Source organism: Streptacidiphilus cavernicola (genome assembly GCF_042510955.1).
Classification (GTDB): domain Bacteria; phylum Actinomycetota; class Actinomycetes; order Streptomycetales; family Streptomycetaceae; genus Streptacidiphilus; species Streptacidiphilus cavernicola.
Genome location: NZ_JBHFAB010000033.1, coordinates 67,888 through 86,077 on the forward strand (window position 1 = coordinate 67,888; position 18,190 = coordinate 86,077).

The window sequence follows — 18,190 nt, forward strand, 5'->3', positions numbered from 1 at the left end:
ACAGACTCGCCGGAGGCGGGGTTGCCTCAAGCGGGGTCCCGCCCGAACAGGGATCCCGAACGAGGGTCCCGCCCAAACGGGTCCCGGTCGGGCCGCCGCACCACCCGCAGTAGCTGCCCGCCCCCCGTCGTACAGTCCACCGCCCGCCCGCCGCATCGCCGCACTGCCTGCGCAAGCCGTCGTCGCACACTGTTGGAGCACCGTCGTGAGCCAGTCCGAGTCCGAGCACCCGACCTCGTCCGCCTCCGCGTCGGGGCCCGCCGCCGCCTCGTCGGTCACGACGCCCGCGGCGGAGGCCGCGCCCGTCCCCGGCCTTGCCGCGCAGGTGCCCGGCCTGGCCCGGGGGACGGCCGAGACGCCGCTGTCGATCCTGGACCTGGCCACCGTCGGCAACGGCTACACCCCGACCCAGGCGCTGGCCGCCACCACCGCCCTCGCTGCCAAGGCCGAGGAGTGGGGCTACCACCGGTTCTGGGTCGCCGAGCACCACGGCATGCCCGGCGTCGCCAGTTCCGCCCCCGCCGTGCTGCTGGCCCACCTCGCCGCCGCGACCCGCACGATCCGGCTCGGCTCCGGCGGCGTGATGCTGCCGAACCACGCCCCGCTGGTGATCGCCGAGCAGTTCGGCACCCTGCACGCACTGCACCCGGGCCGGATCGACCTCGGCCTCGGCCGAGCCCCCGGCACCGACCCGGCGACCGCCCGCGCGCTGCGCCGCGGGGTGCTGGACGAGACCGCCGAGGAGTTCCCGCAGCAGCTCAGCGAGCTGACCCGGTTCCTGGACGCCGACTTCCCTGCCGGGCACCCGTACCAGCGGCTGCGCGCCGTGCCCGGTGAGGCGAGCGCGCCGGGCAGCGGTCGTCCGCCGATCTGGCTGCTGGGCTCGTCCGGCTTCAGCGCGCAGCTGGCCGGGCGGCTGGGGCTGCCGTTCGCCTTCGCGCACCACTTCAGCGCCGGGAACACCGTCCCCGCGCTGGACCTCTACCGTGACTCGTTCCGGCCGTCCGAGGTGCTGGCGGAGCCGTACACGCTGATCGGCGTGGGCGCGGTGGCGGCCGACACCGCCGTGCAGGCGCGGCGGCTGGCCGGTTCCGGCGCGCTGGCGATGCTGCGGCTGCGGCGCGGGCTGCCGGGGCTGGTGCCGACGCCGGAGGAGGCCGAGGCCTACCCGTACAGCCCGGTCGAGCAGGAGTTCCTGGACACCTGGCTGTCCAACGTCGTGCTGGGCGAGCCGGAGCAGGTCAGGGACGGGCTGCTGGAGCTGCGCAAGCGGACCGGCGCCGACGAGCTGATGATCACCAGCAACATCCACGGGCACGAGGCCCGGCACCGCTCCTACCAGTTGATCGCGCAGGCCTACGGCCTCACCGGCTGATGGACAGCCAGCAGACGAGCCCGCTCCAGGAGTTGACGGACCATCGGCTCACCGAAGGCGGCGTCCGACTGCTGCTGAAACGGGACGACCTGCTGCACCCGACCGTCCCCGGCAACAAGTGGCGCAAGCTGCTGCCCAACCTCGCCGAGGCCCGCGCGGCGGGCCACACCGCCCTGCTCACCTTCGGCGGCGCGTACTCGCACCACCTCCGCGCCACCGCCGCCGCGGGCCGGGCGGCCGGTCTGCGCACAGTCGGCGTGGTACGGGGCGACGAGCTGCGCACCCGCCCCCTCAACGCCTCGCTGGCCCAGGCTGCCGACTGGGGCATGGAGTTCGACTTCATCGACCGCGGCACCTGGCGCCGTCGGATGTCCGCCGAGGTGCTGGCCGAGCTGCGGCGGCGGCACGGCCCGGCGTTCGTCGTGCCCGAGGGCGGCAGCAACGCCGCCGGGGTGCGCGGCTGCCTGCCGCTGGGGCGGGAGCTGGCCGGGTCGGGGGCCGACACCGTCTGCGTCTCGGTCGGCACTGGCGGCACCCTGGCCGGGCTGGCCGCGGGCCTGGCGCCGAATCAGCGCGCGATTGGTTTCGCGGCGCTGACGCACGCGCCGCTGGCGGACGAGACCGCCGCGCTGCAACGCGAGGCCTTCGGCCGGAGCACCGGCAACTGGCGGATCGAGGACCGCCACTGCTTCGGCGGCTACGGCCGGACCACCCCCGAACTACTGGCATTCGCAGCCGAGTTCGAGGCAGAGCACGGCATCGCACTCGATCCCTGCTACGAGGCCAAGGCACTGTCCGGGATCTTCGCGGAGCTCGGTTCCGGCGAGTTCCGGCGCGGTTCCACGGTGGTGATGGTGCTGGCGGGTTAAGGGAGTCCAAGGGAGGCATCAAGGAAAATTGGTCTAGTCCTAGGTCTAGTCCATCCTATTGACGCACTACCGTCATCTCCCCCATGGTGTGCACCGGTACAGATCTTCTTCCTCACCCCCTCGAGGAGCACCGGTGTTCCGTGCAACCCCCACACGCGCGTTCGCCGCGCTCGGCGCAGCCGCCCTCGCGGCGACCGCGCTGATAGCCATCGGCGGTTCCCAGGCCGACGCCGCCGTCACCCCCGCCGCGGCGCTCAGCAGCAACTGGTACGCCGCCGCGCCCTACCTGATGCCGCTGGACAACAACCCGCCGAACCCGGTCGACGTGATGAACGCGACCGGCCTCAAGGCGTTCCAGCTCGCCTTCGTGCTCGCCCCCAACGGCGGCGGCTGTACGCCGACCTGGGGCGGCACCGCCCCGGTCTCCTCGGACACCGCGGTGGCCGGGACCATCAACTCGATCCGCGCGGCCGGCGGTGACGTCTCCATCTCCATCGGCGGCTACGGCGGCACCAAGCTCGGCCAGACCTGCGGCACCCCGGCCGCGACCGCCGCCGCGTACCAGCAGGTCATCACCAAGTACGGGCTCCACGCCATCGACTTCGACCTGGAGGAGCCGGAGTACGAGAACACCCAGGCGGTCGCCAACGAGATCGGCGCCGCGCAGATCCTGCAGCAGAACAACGCGGGCCTGTACGTCTCGGTGACCACGCCGGGCACCGCGGCCGGCACCGGCTGGTTCGGCACCCAGATGCTGCAGCAGGCGAAGACGGACGGCTTCACGCCGAACAACTTCTCGATCATGCCGTTCGACGGCGGCTTCAACGGCGCCGCGTCGCAGATCTCGGCGCTGCAGTCGTTCAACTCCCTGCTGATGAGCACCTTCGGCTGGAGCTCGGCGACCGCGTACGCCCATGAGGGCATCTCGATGATGAACGGCCGCAGCGACAGCGGCGAGTACTTCTACCAGGCCGACTTCCAGTCGGTGCTGGACTTCGCCACCAGCCACGGCCTGGCCCGTTACACCAACTGGTCGGTGAACCGCGACCGGCAGTGCACGCCGGCCGACAACAACGGCCAGACCTCCGGCGTCTGCAGCAGCGTGCCGCAGAACGCCTGGGACTTCACCAAGTACAGCGTGAAGTTCGCCGGGGCGACCCCGCCCAGCAACCCGCCGACCTCGACCCCGCCGACCAGCGCCCCGCCGACCACCACCCCGCCCGGCGGTGGCGGCGGCAACTGCACCGGCGTCTCGGCCTGGAGCTCCACCGCCACCTACACCGGCGGCATGACGGCCACCTACAACGGCCACCTGTGGACCGCCAAGTGGTGGACCCTGGGCGACACCCCGGGCGGCCCGGCCGGCGTCTGGACCGACAACGGCGCGTGCTGACCCTGCGTCAATGACGTGACTGCGGGCGGGTTCCGAAGGGAACCCGCCCGCAGTCACGTGTGCTCGGCTGCTCAGCGCTCGACGCCCAGCGCCCGGCGCTCGCGGCTCAGCTGTGCCAGCTCACCGGGGAGCGGTAGTCGGGACGGCGCTCCGGCCGCTGCCAGCGGGCCTGGGCCTTGGCGTCCCGGCTCTTGGCCGATCCACCGGGGTGGGCCGCGGCGCGGGCCAGCAGCACCGCGGTGAGCGCGGCGAGCTCCTCGTCCGCGAGCGCGCCCTTGACGACGCGCACCAGCGGATCGGCGGCGGGCGCGGTGACGGGTTCGACGACTGTGGCCATGGAAGGTGCCTCCGGTTACTGGGGCGGGTTGCCGTGCTTGCGCTGCGGCAGGTCGGCGTGCTTGCTGCGCAGCATGTGCAGGGCGCGGATGAGGACGTGCCGGGTCTCGGCGGGGTCGATGACGTCGTCCACCAAGCCGCGTTCGGCGGCGTAGTAGGGGTGCATCAGCTCGTCCTTGTACTGCTTGACCATCTGGGCGCGCATCGCCTCCGGGTCCTCGGCCGCGGCGATCTGGCGGCGGAAGATGACGTTCGCCGCGCCCTCGGCGCCCATCACCGCGATCTCGTTGGTGGGCCAGGCGTAGGCCAGGTCGGCCCCGACGCTGCGCGAGTCCATCACGATGTACGCGCCGCCGTACGCCTTGCGCAGCACCAGCGAGATCCGCGGCACGGTGGCGTTGCAGTACGCGTACAGCAGCTTGGCGCCGTGCCGGATGATGCCGCCGTGCTCCTGGTCCACGCCGGGCAGGAAGCCGGGCACGTCCAGCAGGGTGACCAGCGGGATGTTGAAGGCGTCGCACATCTGGACGAAGCGCGCGGCCTTCTCCGAGGCGTGGATGTCCAGGACCCCGGCCAGGGACTGCGGCTGGTTCGCCACGATGCCCACGACCTGCCCGTCCATCCGGGTCAGCGCCACGATGATGTTGGTCGCCCAGCGCTCGTGGATCTCCATGTACTGGCCGTCGTCGGCCAGCACCTCGATCACCTTGCGCATGTCGTACGGGCGGTTGCCGTCGGCCGGGACCAGGTCCAGCAGCGCCTCGCAGCGCCGGTCCGCCGGGTCCTCGGTCGGCTCGACCGGCGGGGTCTCCCGGTTGTTCTGCGGCAGCAGCGACAGCAGGAAGCGGACCTCCTCCAGGCAGGTTCGCTCGTCGTCGTAGGCGAAGTGCGAGACGCCGGAGACCTCGGAGTGGACGTCGGCGCCGCCCAGCCCGTTCTGGCTGATCTTCTCGCCGGTGACCGCCTGGACCACGTCCGGCCCGGTGATGAACATCTGCGAGGTCTCGCGGACCATGAAGATGAAGTCGGTCAGCGCCGGGCTGTAGGCCGCGCCGCCCGCGCACGGGCCGAGCATCACGCTGATCTGCGGGATGACACCGGACGCCCGGGTGTTGCGCTGGAAGATGCCGCCGTAGCCGGCCAGGGCGGTGACGCCCTCCTGGATCCGGGCGCCGGCGCCGTCGTTCAGCGACACCAGCGGGGCGCCGGCCTGGATGGCCATGTCCATGATCTTGTGGATCTTCTGCGCGTGGGCCTCGCCCAGCGCCCCGCCGAAGATCCGGAAGTCGTGCGCGTAGAGGAAGACCACCCGGCCGTGGACGGTGCCCCAGCCGGTGATCACCCCGTCCGAGTAGGGCTTGTTGTTCTCCAGGCCGAAGCCGGTGGCCCGGTGCCGGCGCAGCGGCTCGACCTCGTTGAAGGAGCCGTCGTCCAGCAGCAGCGCGATCCGCTCGCGGGCGGTGAGCTTGCCCTTGGCGCGCTGCGCCTCGGTGGCCCGCTCGCTGGGACCCGCCTGGGCCTGCGCCTGGATGGCGTGCAGCTCGGCCACCCGCCCACGGCTGTCGCCGGCACCGGCCGCGGGGGCCGCGGCCGACGCCGCGGTCGCAGCAGCCTCACGCAGATCGCTCATCGCAGAACCACCATCTCTGGGAACTCCAAGTCCGTTCGGATCGGGACGCTCCTGGGAGAGCGCTCCAGCCCACTCTTCGACCCTACGAGGCGTCCCGCCCGTTGCAGGGGTCGGTTCCGTACAACACCTGACGCGAATAGCTGGCGGAGCTGAACAGGAGTGCACACCGGCACACCGCGGTCGACCTGCGGGCAAGCCCGCGACCAGCGGCTGGATCCGCCAAACCAATCCTCGGAAGGTTCATCCGGTTTTCACAAACCACCACTAGGGTGCGCCCATGCCCACCTCCAGTTCCACAGACCTCCCGCAGCCGTCCGAGCCCCAGGACGACGACACAGCCACGGCCGAGTCGTCGGACACCAAGGTTCTGAGCAAGGACGCAGACCCCGCGGACGTGACCGTGACCGAGATCGTCACCGAGACCGACGAGGACGAGGCCGCCGAGCCCGTCGCCAAGGTCTGGTCGCCGCGTCCCAACGACGTGCTCAGCCCCGAGGAGAAGGACCCCGAGGACCTCACCGACGACGAACTGGAGGACATCACCTCCGGCGGCTACTCGAAGGGGATCCTCAGCGGCGCCGCGGCCGTCTCCGCCGCCGCGCTCGGCCTGGTCTCGATCTCCGGGACCTGGTTCAGCACCATCATCCTCACCCAGACCCAGTTCAACGCGAGCCTGAACGCGACCGGCAAGTCCACCGCGACGCAGCTCTCCGAGGGCTACACCGGCCCGTGGCACCAGATGGCGGAGCACAACGGCGTCTTCGCCGTGGTCGCCGTACTGGTCGGCATCGCGGTGCTGTTCGCCGGCCGGTTCCTGGCCGTGCGGCTCACCCCGAACTGGATCAAGGCCGTGGCCTGGGTCGCCATCGTGCTCGGCCTGATCGGCCTGCTGGTCTCGGCCGGCATGTACTTCGACTGGTTCAGCACCGCGATCCACGTGCCGCCGCAGGCCCCGGCCTCGTCCACCGGCTGATCCCACCACCGGCCCCCAGGGGCCCGCACCCGCGCGCAGCCGCCGGGGCGGGCCCCTTTTCCGTCTTCCCGTCGCCCGTTTCCCGTCGGCGGCCGGGAAAGACGCCGCTACCGCCGTCTGCCGACTCCTTACGGGCGAATCAGGCCGCTCCCCCGCCGTGTCCGACCGCTCCCGGGGGTCGGTTTTGCCATGGTTCCGACATGACGACGACCGACAACCCTGCGGCCCGCGCACGCAGGACGCCCCTGGTCCGCGCGTTCGCCGCGCTCGGCCTCAGCGCCGCGCTGATCGGCCTGCAGGCCACGCCCGGATCCGCCGCCGCGACGCCGAAGGCGGGGGTCCAGTACGTGGCCATCGCCCACCCGGTGGCCGCCTCGCCGCGCGAGGTGGTCGAGGTGTTCTGGTACGACTGCCCGCACTCCTACCAGCTCGCCCAGCCGCTCCGGGACTGGGCCGCACGGCAGAACCCGCCGGTGACGATCCGTCACATCCCGGCCGCCTGGGCGGACCAGCCCGAGGAGATGGCCTACGCGCACGTCTACTACACCCTCGACCGGCTCGGCCTGGAGGACAGCCTGGAGCAGGACGTCTTCCACGCCGTCCGGGACGAGCACCAGGACCTGACCACGCTCGACAGCCTGTCCGCCTGGGCCGAGGGCGAGGGGGTCGACCCGGTGCAGCTGGCGGCGGCCTGGAACTCGCCCGTGGTGCTGAAGGAGACCCAGGACGCCCCGGCCCTGCGCGAGCGCTACGACGTGCACGAGATGCCCAGCGTGGTGGTCGGCGGCGAGTACCGGACGTCGCCGTTCATGGGCGGCGACGGGGTGAGCGGGACCGTCCCGGTGGTCGACTTCCTGCTGCAGCACTCCACCGCCCAGGCCAAGGCCGCCGCCGACGCCAAGGCTGCCGCCCAGGCGAAGGCCAAGGCCGCTGCCAAGGCCAAGGCCAAGGCCGCTGCCAAGGCCAAGGCGCACGCCAAGGCGCACCACAAGGCCCCGGCGAAGGCCCCCGCCAAGCGCCACCACCGGGCGACCGCCCACCGCTAGCCGCAGGCACCCCGCGCACCCGGCTCAGCCAGCCCGCAGGCACCCGCCCTGCCGGCTCAGCGGCCCCGCGCCACGCGCCCCCGGAAGTCGTACCCGAGGCCGTACTCGGCCACCGTCCTGGCCATCCCCAGCGGGGGATGCAGCCGGGCCGGCGCCGTGGTGTGGATCGGGAAGACCACCCGGGGGCGCATCCGTTCCAGCATGTGGTGCAGCTGGTCCTGGTCGGCGTGTCCTGAGCAGCCGATCTGCCGCAGTTCCACGCCCAGCGCCGCCAGCCAGTCGGTGAACGGCTCCCAACGCGGCTCGAACGGGCCCAGCGGCTCCCCGTTGGCGTGCACCATCACGCCCGCCGGGAAGCCCTCCCCCACCGGCAGGTCCAGCAGCGAGGGCAGGTCGTCCGGGTCGGGGGCGACCACGTACGCGGACGGCGCGGCCCGGACGTCGGACAGCGGGACGTCCTCCGCCGCCAGCACGTCCGCGATCCCGGCCAGCTTCGGCACCCCGGCCAGCCGCAGGAACGCGGCCACCGGACCGGTCCAGACGATCTCCCGGCCGGCCGCCGCGGCCAGCCCGAGGAAGGCGGCGACCCGCTCCAGGTCGCGCGGGTAGAGCGACAGCAGCACCAGCCCGGCGGCCTGCTCCAGCGCGGCAGCGAAGTCCCGTTCGACGTCGGTCTCGTCCCGCAGCGGCCCGCGCGTGTCCCAGCCGAGCGTGGTGCCCTCGGTGACCAGGACGTCGCAGTTCGCACCCCGCTCGGTGAGCGCCCAGGAGCGCTCGGGGTGGCGGCCGTGGAAGCGGATGTCGCCGGTGAAGGCCAGCGTCCCAGCCGCGGTGTGGACCAGGTAGCCGGACGCGCCGGGCACGTCGTGGTCGACCGCGACGCACTCCACCTCCATCGGGCCGACCGCGACCCGCTGCCGGTCGGCCAGCCGGCGCCAGGCCGGGTCGCCGTTGGCCAGGCCCTGCCCGGTGGCGCTGAGCGCGGTCAGCAGGTCCACCGCGTCGGTGTGCGCGTGCACGGCGACGTCGTCGCGGACGAAGCCTGCCAGGCCGACGTGGTCGATGTGCGGGTGGCTGACGAAGACCGCGGTGGACCCGGCCGGGCCGACCGGCTCGGCCAGCGGCGAGCCCGGGTCGAGCCCGGCCGGGCCGAACAGGCCGGGGATCCTCGGGGCGACCCCGAGCCGCAGCCGGTCGGCCAGCTCGCGCCCGGGGCGGGTGCGGACCGGGAGCCGGAACGGGTCGCGACCGCTGGGGATGTCCAGGCCGATGTCGAGCAGCACCCGGTGGCCGCCGTCCTCGACCATCACCTTGCTGCCGCCGATGACGCCGAGGCCGCCCCAGAACTCGATGGTGACCATACGTCAGAACTCCTTGGGTGAGGGGGCGGTGGCGAGGGCGCCGGCCGCCCAGGTGCGCAGCGGATCGAGCAGCCCCTCGACGCTCGGGGCGACCGCGTCGGCCGGGCCGTCGGCGCGGCCGAAGCGGTCGATGCAGGCAGTGGCGGTGCCGAGGCGCAGGCCCGGTTCGACGTCGTTGCGCCAGTGGTCGCCGACCACCAGCACCCGGGCCGCGGAGCCCGCGCCGGCCAGTTCCCGGCGCAGCAGCCGGTCGAGACCGGCCGGCTTCCCGGTCCCGGCCACCACCTGGTCCAGCAGCGGCAGCACGCCGAGCCTGCGCAGCAGCGGGTCGAGGCCCGCGGCCGGGCTGTTGGTGGCGAGCACCACCCGCACCCCGTCCGCGCGCAGCCCGGCCAGCAGCCGGGCGTAGCCGGCCGGGACCTCCAGGACGCAGTCCCCGGTGGCCATCCAGTCCCGGGTGGCCAGGAAGGCGGCGTTCAGGTCGTCCTGGCCGAGGCCGTGGGCCAGGCCGAGCAGGGCGACCGCCTCCCAGCCGTCCACCGCTTCGGGGACGGCGGAGCCGGGGGCGCCCTGGGCGAGGTAGAAGTCGGTGCCGTCCAGCAGCACCCGCCCGGCCGCGCCGCCGAGGCGCTCGGCGGCGTTGCGGGCGTAGCGGCGGATCGGGTCGTCGCCGCGGTAGAGCGTCCCGTCGAAGTCGGTGACCAGCACCGGGGCCAGGGCCTGGACCGGGGCCTGGTAGCCCGTCCGGCCCGGGTTCGGATCAGCCACGGACGCCTCCGGCGGTGGACATCGCGCCGGTGATGAAGTGGCGCTGCAGGGCCAGGAAGAAGGCCAGCACCGGCACGGTGGTGAAGACCACCGCGGCGGACAGCCCGGTGTAGTCGGTGCCCTCGGTGCCGGCGAAGGCGGCCAGGCCGACCTCGACCGGCTGGACCGAGGGGCTGGTGGTCATGATGAACGGCCACAGGAAGGAGTTCCAGCTGGCCAGGAACACGTTCAGGGCGATGATCAGCAGCGCCGGGCGGACCATCGGCACCCCGATCGACCACAGCATCCGCAGCCGTCCGGCGCCGTCCAGCTCCGCCGCGTCGAACAGCTCCTGCGGCAGGCCCAGGAAGAACTGGCGGACCAGGAAGATCCCGAACACGCTGGCGCCCCACGGCACGATCTGGATCCAGTAGGTGTCCAGCCAGTGGATGTCGTTGGCGATGATGTAGTCCGGGATGATCAGCACCGTCCCCGGCACCATCAGCACCATCAGCACCACCCCGAACAGCAGGTTCCGGCCGCGGAACCGCATCACCCCGAAGGCGAACCCGGCCAGCAGCGAGGTGGCCAGGGCCAGCAGCACCGTCCCCGAGGCGATCAGCACGGTGTTCAGGAACAGCCGGGGCCACGGCGCCGCCGCCCAGGCCCGCGCGTAGTTCCCCCAGCGCCAGTGCGGCAGCAGCACATCGGACAGCGAGGCCGAGGTACTGGCCGAGTTCAGCGAGGTCACCAGGACGTAGTAGAACGGCAGCAGGAAGAGGAGACCGATCAGCACCGCGGCGGTGCGCGCCAGCACGGTCCGCGCGGTGGCGGCCCGGCCGCGCGCGGGACGTGCCGGGGCACGGCGCCGGAGGAGTTCCCGGCGCCGTGCCCCGGCCTGGAGCGCCGACGTCACTGCGCGGCCTTCTGGTCGGCGAGCGCGGCGGTCTGCGCGGCGTCCAGCGCGGCCTTCGGGTCCATGCCCTTCTCCAGCACCTGCTGCAGCGCCACCACCTCCTCGCCCTGCGCCTTGGAGACCCAGGCGAACGGCGGGGTCGGCACGGCGTAGGCGAGCGCGGACACGGCCGTGTTCAGATAGGGGTTCTTCGCCAGGAAGTCGCCCATCAGCGGCAGCGCCTTGGCGGTGACCGGCAGGTAGCCGGTGGTGGAGGCCCACTGCGCCTGGCTCGACGCGGAGGCCAGGAACTGCATGTACTTCCACCCGGCCGCCTGCTGCGCGGAGGAGGCGCTGGCGAACATCACCAGGTTGGTGCCGGTCATGATGTTGGAGGGACCGGCCGAGCCGGTCGGCAGCACCTCGGTCCCCAGCGTGAACTTGCCGCCCACCGCCTGGTTCTCGTAGTAGTAGCCGGCCACGCTGCTGAGGTCGAAGGCGCCCTTCTTGGCGCCGAGCGCGGTCTCGCCGGGGTAGTTGCTGCCGACCGCGAGCGCCCCGGCCTTCTTCAGGTCCGCCAGGTAGGTCAGCGCCTGCACCGCGGCCGGGCTGTTGAACTGCGGGGTGCCGTCCTTGGCGAAGTCCGGGGTGCCGTTCGCGGCGGCCAGCGCCTCGAACATGGTGTCGCCGCCGCCGGGGGCCGCGCTGCTGCCGGGGTCGATCGAGATCGCGGTGACGCCGCCGCCGGAGACCGCCTTGGCCGCGGTGGCGAAGTCGGCCCAGGTGGCCGGCGCGGTCAGGTTCTTCGCCTTCAGCATGTCCTGGTTGTAGAACATGACCTGGACGCTCTTGTTGAACGGCCACATCCACAGCTTGCCGTCGGGCAGCCGGAGGTCGTTCTGCACCCCGGTGTAGAAGTCGCTCAGACCGGCCGGGCTGTCGCTGCCCGCGTACTGGCTGACCGGCAGGATGACCTGGCTGTTCGCGTAGGTGGCGGCCCAGCTCTCGTAGGCCTGGCCCAGGGTGGGCGCGTTGTGGGCGGCGATCGCGGCCGTCTCCTTGGCCTGCAGGGTGCCGTAGTCGGGCTGGAACTGCAGGTCGACCGTGATGCCCGGGTTGGCCTTCTCGAAGGCCGTGGTCAGCGCGACCAGGGTGCTCTTCTGCGTGCCGCTGCTCATGGCCTGCATAAAGCTGATCGTGGTCTTGCCGCCGGACGCGGCGTCACCGCCCTTGGCCGTGGAGGACGGGGACGAGGAGGAACAGCCGGCCAGGGCCGCCACCGCGGTGGCGGCGGCGAGCAGGGCGATGCTGCTGCGGGTTCGGGACATGAGGGGTTCCCTTTGCTGGTGAGGGGAGTTGCGGGGAGGGTGGTGCGAAGCGGCGGTGCGGGGAGGGGAGTTTCAGGCCGAGCGGGCGATCCGGTCGCCGGTCCGGCGCTGGAGCAGGGTGAAGGCGGCGGTGACCGCGAACAGGACCACGGCGAGCGCCGCCCCGTACCCGGTGTCGAAGAGGACGAACGCCTCCTGGTAGACGAGGTAGCTGAGGGTGGTGGTGGCGTAGGCCGGACCGCCCTTGCTCATCTCGAAGAACTGGGTGAACGCCTGGAGTGAGCTGATGCTGGTGACGACGACCACGAACAGGGTGATCGGCCGCAGTTGCGGCCAGGTGACGTGCCAGAACTCCTGCCAGGCGTTGGCGCCGTCCATCTGCGCCGCCTCGCCCAGTTCCGGGTTCACCACGGCCAGCCCGCCGAGGAACAGCACCACGGTGAAGCCGACCTCGTGCCACAGGCTGTAGACGATCACCGAGGGCATGGCCCAGGCGGAGGAGAACAGCCACTGCGAGACCGGCAGGTGACAGGCCCTCAGCACGGTGTCGATCAGCCCGAACTGGGGGTTGAAGATCCAGACCCAGACCAGCGAGGTGGCCACCACCGGGGTCGCGTGCGGGACGAAGACCGCCACCCTGGCCGCCCGCAGCAGCCTGCTGCCGCGTTGCAGCAGCAGGGCCAGGGCCAGTGAGATCGCGGTCCCGCCGACCACCATCGAGCCGCTGAAGTAGAGCGACCGCCAGGCGCTGGAGAGGAAGCTCGGCGTCGTGGAGCCGAACAGGGTGCGGTAGTTGGCGAATCCGGTGTACTTGGACATCGCCGTGTTGAGCACGTTCCAGTGGAAGGTGCTGATGTAGAAGGTGTAGGCCGTCGGGCCGATGATGAAGACCGAGAAGATCAGCAGGGCCGGGGCCGTGTAGAGCCAGCCCGTCGGGCTCTCCCTGATCCGCCGGACCCGTCCCGCTCGTTGGTACTGCGCCATCTGTACGCACCCGCCCTCTGACGTGCTCTGTCGAGAGAGAGTGAAACGCGCGTAGATATCACTGACATGACAAAAAGACGAACAATGGGTGACGCTCTGAACGATGGGCCGGTTCTATGCGATCCTGGAAGGCTGGCCACGTGTCGGCCCGTCAGGCGAACTCGGCCAGCCTCGGCCGTACGCCCGCCAGGACCAGCAGCAGCGCGGCGCCCAGCAGGGCCCAGGGGATCACGGTCCAGCCGGTGAGGTCGTCCCCGGCCGCGGCGACGCCCGCGTCGAACCGCGCCGACGAGGACGCCGACAGCTGGTCCAACTGCTGGCCCAAGTCGTAGTAGGAGAACGCGACCTGACCCCGGGTCACTCCGGTGAGCTGCACCGACGCCTGGTCCAACTGCCCTGCCCCGGCCAGTTCGCGGAGCCTGCCGTCGGAGGCCAGGTACTCCCGCTGGGTCCGCGCCACCCCCGGCGAACCGGCCGCACCGGTGGTCAACTGCCGCAGCTCGGCAGTCAGACCGCTGAACGTGGCCTGCAGCGAAGGACGGTAGGCGTCGTCCACCAGCCAACGGCTCTGCGCCGCCTCCGCGTCCGCCGCGACCACCTGCGCCTGGGCGACGGTGGAGAACGGGGTGTAGCCCTGGTGCACGGCGTCGTCCACGTGCGAGGCGGCGCTCAGCAGGGCCAGCCCGCCGACCAGGGCCACCGCCAGCACCGCGGCGGTGGCCGCCAGCAGCGCCGGGTTGAGAATCCGCCGGTGCCGACGGAACAGGTCGACCTGCCACCAGAGCAGCAGGGCCAGGGCCAGCAGGCCCAGCACGCCGAGCAGCAGCGCGCCGCGCCGTCCGTCCCCGGCCGCGGCGGCGCGGTCGGCGGCCACCTTGCCGTCCGCGTCGCCGAGCAGGGCCTGCGCCTGCGGCAGCAGCGACTGCTGGAACAGGCCCTCGGCCTGGCCGTAGTAGTCGAGTGCGAGCGCGGGCGGCCTGCCGACGACCGGGTCGTCCTGACTGGCCGTCGAGAACTCCTCGGTGCCGGAGAAGGAGTCGTAGGTGCCGAGCCCGTCGATCAGCGCCTGCACCGCGGCCCCCGCCGCCGCGGATCCGCCGGGCGAGCCGCCCGCCGCACCGGCCGAGCCCGCCAGCTGGGTCAGGTCCCTGGCCACGTCGCGCCGGTCCGCCTGCGCGGTCAGCGCCGCCAGCACCCCGTCGTCGACCAGGACCGGCTCGGAGCCGTCCGCGGGCGTCACCGAGGCGTAGCCGACGACCAGGGAGTTCGCGTGCTGGGCGTCGAGGTCCGCAAGCGCCCGGTGCAGGTCGGCGGCAGCGGCAGCGCGGGGTTCGGAGACGTTCGCCAGCTGGTCCAGGTCGCTCCGCGCGGCGGCGAAGGAGGCGAGCGCGGCTGCCAGCAGCGCCGCGACGAGCAGCAGTGCCACCGCCGCCTGGATGCGAAGCCTGGACACCGGTCCGGAGAGAGTCGTCACCCAGCCGAACATAGGTACCCAAGGCGACGGCGGGGTGTCCTGGCATGGGACAACCGGTGAACGGGGAAGCACGAGGGGTGAGCGGGGCGAGGATCGTGCCGGACCCTGGTAAGAGTCGTGTTACATGGGTCACCATGGCCCGGTTTCGGGTGTGATCATGGCACCGGCTAGCGTTGTCTCCCGACAGGCAGACAGCTGTCCCTTCCCGTCCTAGTCGACAAAACCATGAGGAGTACGCGTGAGCGCGGCATTGGCTCTGTTGGCATCCTCGTGGTTCTTCGTCGCCGCCCTGCTCGCCGTGATGTCCGACGCCTTCATCCCGCTGGTTCCGAGCGGGACGCTGGTGATCGCGGCCACCCTGCACGCCTCCGAGACGCACACCTCGCCGCTCCTGCTCGGGGTCGGCGTGGCCATCGCCTCGTTCTCCGGCGACCTGCTGCTGCTGAAGTTCGCCCGGCGCGGCGCGAACTGGGCGCAGCGCCGGCTGGAGCGCAAGCCGGGCGCGGCCAGCGCGGCGGCGTCCGTGCTGGAGGCGCTGGAGACCAAGCGCGCCCGCACCATCGTCACGGCCAGGTTCGTGCCCGGTGGACGCACCGTGCTCGACCTCGCGGTCGGCACCACCAGCACCCCGCCGCGGCGCTTCCTGCGCTGGTCGGCGGTGTCGGCGTCGGTCTGGGCGACCTACATCGTCGGCCTCGGCTTCCTCAACGAGCACACCTTCAACACCACCTGGCTGAGCTTCGCGGTGTCCTGCGTGGCCGCCACCGCGATCAGCGCGGTGATCGCCCGGGTGGTCCAGCGGCAGCGGCGGCTGGCCAGGAAGAACGCCGCCGCGGCCGTCGAACCGGTCGTGGTGGGCTGACCGTCGCCGACTCCCCCTCTCGCGGGGGTCAGGCCGGGAGGGTCCAGTCGACGGCGGGCAGGCCCAGGTCCGCGAGCGCCTTGTCGATCTGTGAGAACGGCCTGCTGCCGAGGAAGAGTTTGGCCGACAGCGGCGAGGGGTGCGCCCCCTGCACCACGATGTGCCGGGTGGTGTCGATCAGCGGCAGCTTCTTCTTGGCGTAGTTGCCCCAGAGCACGAACACCGCGGGCTTCTCCCGGTCGTTGACGGCGCGGATCACCGCGTCGGTGAACTGCTCCCAGCCCTTGCCCTTGTGCGAGTTGGCCTCGTGCGCGCGCACCGTCAGCACCGCGTTGAGCAGCAGCACGCCCTGGTCGGCCCAGGCCTGCAGATTGCCGTGGGCCGGGGCGGGGATGCCCAGGTCGGCGTCCAACTCCTTGTAGACGTTGCGCAGCGACGGCGGGACCCGAACCCCGCGCTTCACCGAGAAGCACATCCCGTGCGCCTGGTTGTCGTCGTGGTAGGGGTCCTGGCCGAGCAGCAGCACCTCGACCTTGTCGTAGGGGGTGGACTCCAGCGCCGAGAACACCTCCCCGGCCGGCGGGAAGACCTGGTGCTCGGCGCGCTGGGCCGCCACGAACTCGGTGAGCTTCGCGAAGTACGGCTTGGCGGTCTCCTCGGCGAGCACCCCCCGCCAGGACTCGGGCAGGGCGAACTCGTCAACGGGCGCGGGTGAGGACATGCGGGGGGACCCTTCCGGAGTGCTGCTGGTACAACCGACGTGCACAGCACCGTATCGGGCGGCACCGACAACCACCGCGCCTGCCCAGCAGGCTCAGCGGGCTCAGTCGGCGCGCAGCCGGGCCAGGCCCACCTCGACGCCGTCCAGGACCAGGTCCAGGCCGCGCAGGAACTCCCGGTCCCGGTCCGAGTGGTCGTCGCCCTCGCGGACGAACCGGGCCATCCGCGGGTGCTCCCCCGCCGCCAGCACCTGCATCAAGTAGGGGCCGACGGAGCGGCGGTAGTCGTCCTCGGTCTGCCCGGTGCGGCGGATCAGCTCGGCCTCTGCGGTCTCGGCGAGCACCACCCCGCGGACGAACGCGACCACGGTGCCGGTCAGTTCGGCGATCTGCTGGGCCTCAAGGCCGAGCCCGTCCAGCACCCCGAACAGCAGCTCGGTGCGGCGCATCACATTGGGGCCGAGCGGCATACGGCTCGCCCCGATCGGCAGCACCCAGGGATGACGCAGCATCAGCAGGCGGTAGCGGACCGCGAGTCCGCGCAGGTCCTCGCGCCAGTCGGCGCGGCTGCCGGGGTCGGCCGCGTCGGGGTCAGCCGTGTCCTCGCCCATCACCTGGTCGGTCATCAGGTCGAGCAGGTCGTCCTTGGTCTCGACATAGCGGTACAGCGACATGGTGCCCACGCCCAGCTCGGAGGCGATCCGGCGCATCGACACCGCCTCCACGCCCTCCGCGTCGGCCAGCGCCACCGCCGCGGTGACGATCGAGTCGACGCTCAGCGAGGGCTGCGGCCCGCGCCCGCCGGTGCGCGCCCTGGCCCACACCGGCGTCCGCGCGGCGGTCTGCGGACCGGACTCGGGCTTCTGCACTGCCACCGGGCCGCCGCCTCCTCGCACGCGCTCCTCACCGAACCGCCCCGGGAGGTTGCGTACATGGTACGCAGAAAGCGCGGCCGGCAAACGTCACCCGGTGGCCGGCCGGACCCCGCTGAGGTGCGCGAACAGCACGACATTGCCGGTGTACTCGGCCCGCTTGCGGTCGAACACCCCGCCGCAGGTGATGATCCGCAGCTGGGCGTCCCTGGCCGGCGCGTAGATCTGCGCGGCCGGGAAGGTCGCCCTGGCGAACAGCCGCACCGCGTCCACGGTGAACAGCGCGGTGCTTCCGTCCAGCCGGGTGACCCGCACCGCGGCGCCCGGTTTGACCGCCGAGAGGTTCCAGAACACGGCGGGCCCGGTCCGCGTGTCGACATGCCCGACCAGGACGGCGGTGCCGGTCGCACCGGGGGTGGCCGAGTCCCGCAGCCAGCCGGCCGTCCCGGGCTCGGAGAACGGCGGCAGCTCGGGCACGCCCTTGCTGTCCGTCCCCAGCCCCAGCAGCGGCGCGGTCAGCCCGATCGACGGCAGGGCGAGGGTGATCGGGGTGGACCTGGCCAGCCCCGGGTAGGTGGCGGGCCGCGCGGCGGCGGTCGCCGCGGCGACGGCGGCGGCACTCGCGGTCGGCGCCGAAGCCGCCCTGGCCGGGACGGAGTCCGAGGCAGGGTGTCCCTTGACGGAGGCGGCGGCCCCGGCCCGCCCGGAGGGTCCGGGCTTGGCGGTCCTGGCTGCCCCGGCCTCGGCCACGACCCCGGCCGCCGGATGCGCGGCGGGACCGGACCTGGCCCCGGCCGCCGGGGCCAGCCCCAGCACCGCCCCGCCCAGCGACACCGCGAGCAGCGTGCCGGACAGCGCCCCCAACGCCCCCATCGGCTTCGGCACCCGCAGCCACCCCCGCACCCCGGAAAGCCGCATCCGCGCCCGAACCTGAACCATCGTCCGCATCCGCACCTGCGCTCGCACGCCGGCCCGCGCCTGGCCCTGTGCCCGCGCACCCGCCCCCACCCCCGCCTGAGCCCGCACGCCCGCGCCCGCCCGAGCCCGCACGCCTGCGCCCGCCTGCGTCCCCGACCGCGCACCCGAAGCCGCAGCCGCAGCCGCAGCCGCAGCCGCAGCCGCCTGCATCCTCGACCGCACGCCTGCGCCCGCTTGCGTCCGCACGCCCGCACCCGCCCGCCCGCCCGCACCCGCGCCTGCCTGCGCCCCCGCACCCGACCGGCCGCCCGCACCCGCCTGCGTCCCCGCCCGCCCGCCCGCACCCACCCGCACCCGGGCCCCTGCGCCCGCCGCGCCCGCACCCGCGCCTGCCTGCGTCCCGGCGCC

The 18,190-nt window shown here is 72.8% G+C and carries 17 protein-coding genes; 6 read left to right on the top strand and 11 right to left on the bottom strand.

Annotated features, from left to right (window positions below; all coding sequences use genetic code 11):
- Positions 1-325: 325 nt before the first annotated feature.
- The 3 genes from ACEZDE_RS31285 to ACEZDE_RS31295 all read left to right on the top strand — a co-directional run bounded on the left by ACEZDE_RS31285 (position 326) and on the right by ACEZDE_RS31295 (position 3,637).
- Positions 326-1,375, top strand: coding sequence for an LLM class flavin-dependent oxidoreductase (locus ACEZDE_RS31285; protein WP_380543670.1), 1,050 nt, complete (start codon positions 326-328; stop codon positions 1,373-1,375).
- Positions 1,375-2,244 carry a 1-aminocyclopropane-1-carboxylate deaminase/D-cysteine desulfhydrase gene (locus ACEZDE_RS31290; protein ID WP_380543616.1) on the top strand — a complete coding sequence of 290 codons (870 nt, stop codon included), beginning with the start codon at positions 1,375-1,377 and terminating at the stop codon, positions 2,242-2,244. The genes ACEZDE_RS31285 and ACEZDE_RS31290 overlap by 1 nt, the downstream gene beginning before the upstream one ends.
- Positions 2,245-2,377: 133 nt before the next feature.
- Positions 2,378-3,637, top strand: a complete 1,260-nt coding sequence (locus tag ACEZDE_RS31295; RefSeq protein WP_380543619.1) for a chitinase — start codon at positions 2,378-2,380, stop codon at positions 3,635-3,637.
- A gap of 106 nt (positions 3,638-3,743) precedes the next feature.
- Here ACEZDE_RS31295 and ACEZDE_RS31300 read toward each other — a convergent pair whose 3' ends face one another.
- Together ACEZDE_RS31300 and ACEZDE_RS31305 are read right to left on the bottom strand one after the other, a co-directional pair.
- Positions 3,744-3,974 (bottom strand): acyl-CoA carboxylase epsilon subunit, encoded by a 231-nt coding sequence (locus ACEZDE_RS31300; protein WP_380543622.1) that lies wholly within the window; start codon positions 3,972-3,974, stop codon positions 3,744-3,746.
- Positions 3,975-3,989: 15 nt separating this feature from the next.
- A complete protein-coding gene (locus ACEZDE_RS31305; RefSeq protein ID WP_380543625.1) occupies positions 3,990-5,603 on the bottom strand; it encodes an acyl-CoA carboxylase subunit beta in 1,614 nt (537 codons plus the stop codon).
- 277 nt (positions 5,604-5,880) lie between these two features.
- On the opposite strand from ACEZDE_RS31305, the gene ACEZDE_RS31310 reads away from it, so the two are divergent.
- Entirely contained in the window at positions 5,881-6,576 is a 696-nt protein-coding gene (locus tag ACEZDE_RS31310; RefSeq protein ID WP_380543628.1) for a hypothetical protein, read from the top strand.
- A 200-nt stretch (positions 6,577-6,776) separates the two neighbouring features.
- Positions 6,777-7,622, top strand: coding sequence for a thiol:disulfide interchange protein DsbA/DsbL (locus tag ACEZDE_RS31315; protein WP_380543631.1), 846 nt, complete (start codon positions 6,777-6,779; stop codon positions 7,620-7,622).
- Positions 7,623-7,678: 56 nt separating this feature from the next.
- Here the strand turns inward: ACEZDE_RS31315 and ACEZDE_RS31320 are convergent, their stop codons facing one another.
- The 6 genes from ACEZDE_RS31320 to ACEZDE_RS31345 form a co-directional block, all read right to left on the bottom strand.
- Positions 7,679-8,983: an MBL fold metallo-hydrolase gene (locus tag ACEZDE_RS31320; RefSeq protein WP_380543634.1), complete on the bottom strand. Its 1,305-nt coding sequence runs from the start codon at positions 8,981-8,983 to the stop codon at positions 7,679-7,681.
- Positions 8,984-8,986: 3 nt separating this feature from the next.
- On the bottom strand, positions 8,987-9,751 hold the full coding sequence (locus ACEZDE_RS31325; protein ID WP_380543637.1) for an HAD family hydrolase: 765 nt from the start codon (positions 9,749-9,751) through the stop codon (positions 8,987-8,989).
- On the bottom strand, positions 9,744-10,646 hold the full coding sequence (locus ACEZDE_RS31330; RefSeq protein ID WP_380543640.1) for a carbohydrate ABC transporter permease: 903 nt from the start codon (positions 10,644-10,646) through the stop codon (positions 9,744-9,746). The genes ACEZDE_RS31325 and ACEZDE_RS31330 overlap by 8 nt, the downstream gene beginning before the upstream one ends.
- On the bottom strand, positions 10,643-11,953 hold the full coding sequence (locus ACEZDE_RS31335; RefSeq protein WP_380543643.1) for an extracellular solute-binding protein: 1,311 nt from the start codon (positions 11,951-11,953) through the stop codon (positions 10,643-10,645). Before ACEZDE_RS31335 ends, ACEZDE_RS31330 begins: the two co-directional genes overlap by 4 nt.
- Before the next feature lie 72 nt (positions 11,954-12,025).
- Positions 12,026-12,937 (bottom strand): carbohydrate ABC transporter permease, encoded by a 912-nt coding sequence (locus ACEZDE_RS31340; protein WP_380543646.1) that lies wholly within the window; start codon positions 12,935-12,937, stop codon positions 12,026-12,028.
- A 151-nt stretch (positions 12,938-13,088) separates the two neighbouring features.
- Positions 13,089-14,411 (bottom strand): hypothetical protein, encoded by a 1,323-nt coding sequence (locus tag ACEZDE_RS31345; RefSeq protein WP_380543649.1) that lies wholly within the window; start codon positions 14,409-14,411, stop codon positions 13,089-13,091.
- 238 nt (positions 14,412-14,649) lie between these two features.
- Here ACEZDE_RS31345 and ACEZDE_RS31350 point away from each other — a divergent pair, with 238 nt between their 5' ends.
- Positions 14,650-15,273, top strand: coding sequence for a DedA family protein (locus ACEZDE_RS31350; protein WP_380543652.1), 624 nt, complete (start codon positions 14,650-14,652; stop codon positions 15,271-15,273).
- A 28-nt stretch (positions 15,274-15,301) separates the two neighbouring features.
- Here the strand turns inward: ACEZDE_RS31350 and ung are convergent, their stop codons facing one another.
- From ung to ACEZDE_RS31365, 3 genes are all read right to left on the bottom strand, one after another.
- A complete protein-coding gene (gene ung / locus ACEZDE_RS31355; RefSeq protein WP_380543655.1) occupies positions 15,302-15,994 on the bottom strand; it encodes a uracil-DNA glycosylase in 693 nt (230 codons plus the stop codon).
- A 102-nt stretch (positions 15,995-16,096) separates the two neighbouring features.
- The gene (locus tag ACEZDE_RS31360; protein WP_380543658.1) at positions 16,097-16,867 is read right to left on the bottom strand and encodes a TetR/AcrR family transcriptional regulator; all 771 of its coding nucleotides are present in this window, start codon (positions 16,865-16,867) and stop codon (positions 16,097-16,099) included.
- Between the two features lie 87 nt (positions 16,868-16,954).
- Positions 16,955-17,749, bottom strand: a complete 795-nt coding sequence (locus ACEZDE_RS31365; RefSeq protein ID WP_380543661.1) for a class F sortase — start codon at positions 17,747-17,749, stop codon at positions 16,955-16,957.
- Positions 17,750-18,190 lie beyond the last annotated feature (441 nt).

Bases quoted from the DNA above. Each gene is read 5' to 3' on its own strand.
- ACEZDE_RS31290 (WP_380543616.1), top strand. From the start codon at position 1,375: ATGGACAGCCAGCAGACGAGCCCGCTCCAGGAGTTGACGGACCATCGG.
- ACEZDE_RS31300 (WP_380543622.1), bottom strand. From the start codon at position 3,974: ATGGCCACAGTCGTCGAACCCGTCACCGCGCCCGCCGCCGATCCGCTG.
- ACEZDE_RS31305 (WP_380543625.1), bottom strand. From the start codon at position 5,603: ATGAGCGATCTGCGTGAGGCTGCTGCGACCGCGGCGTCGGCCGCGGCC.
- ACEZDE_RS31310 (WP_380543628.1), top strand. From the start codon at position 5,881: ATGCCCACCTCCAGTTCCACAGACCTCCCGCAGCCGTCCGAGCCCCAG.
- ACEZDE_RS31315 (WP_380543631.1), top strand. From the start codon at position 6,777: ATGACGACGACCGACAACCCTGCGGCCCGCGCACGCAGGACGCCCCTG.
- ACEZDE_RS31320 (WP_380543634.1), bottom strand. From the start codon at position 8,983: ATGGTCACCATCGAGTTCTGGGGCGGCCTCGGCGTCATCGGCGGCAGC.
- ACEZDE_RS31335 (WP_380543643.1), bottom strand. From the start codon at position 11,953: ATGTCCCGAACCCGCAGCAGCATCGCCCTGCTCGCCGCCGCCACCGCG.
- ACEZDE_RS31340 (WP_380543646.1), bottom strand. From the start codon at position 12,937: ATGGCGCAGTACCAACGAGCGGGACGGGTCCGGCGGATCAGGGAGAGC.
- ung (WP_380543655.1), bottom strand. From the start codon at position 15,994: ATGTCCTCACCCGCGCCCGTTGACGAGTTCGCCCTGCCCGAGTCCTGG.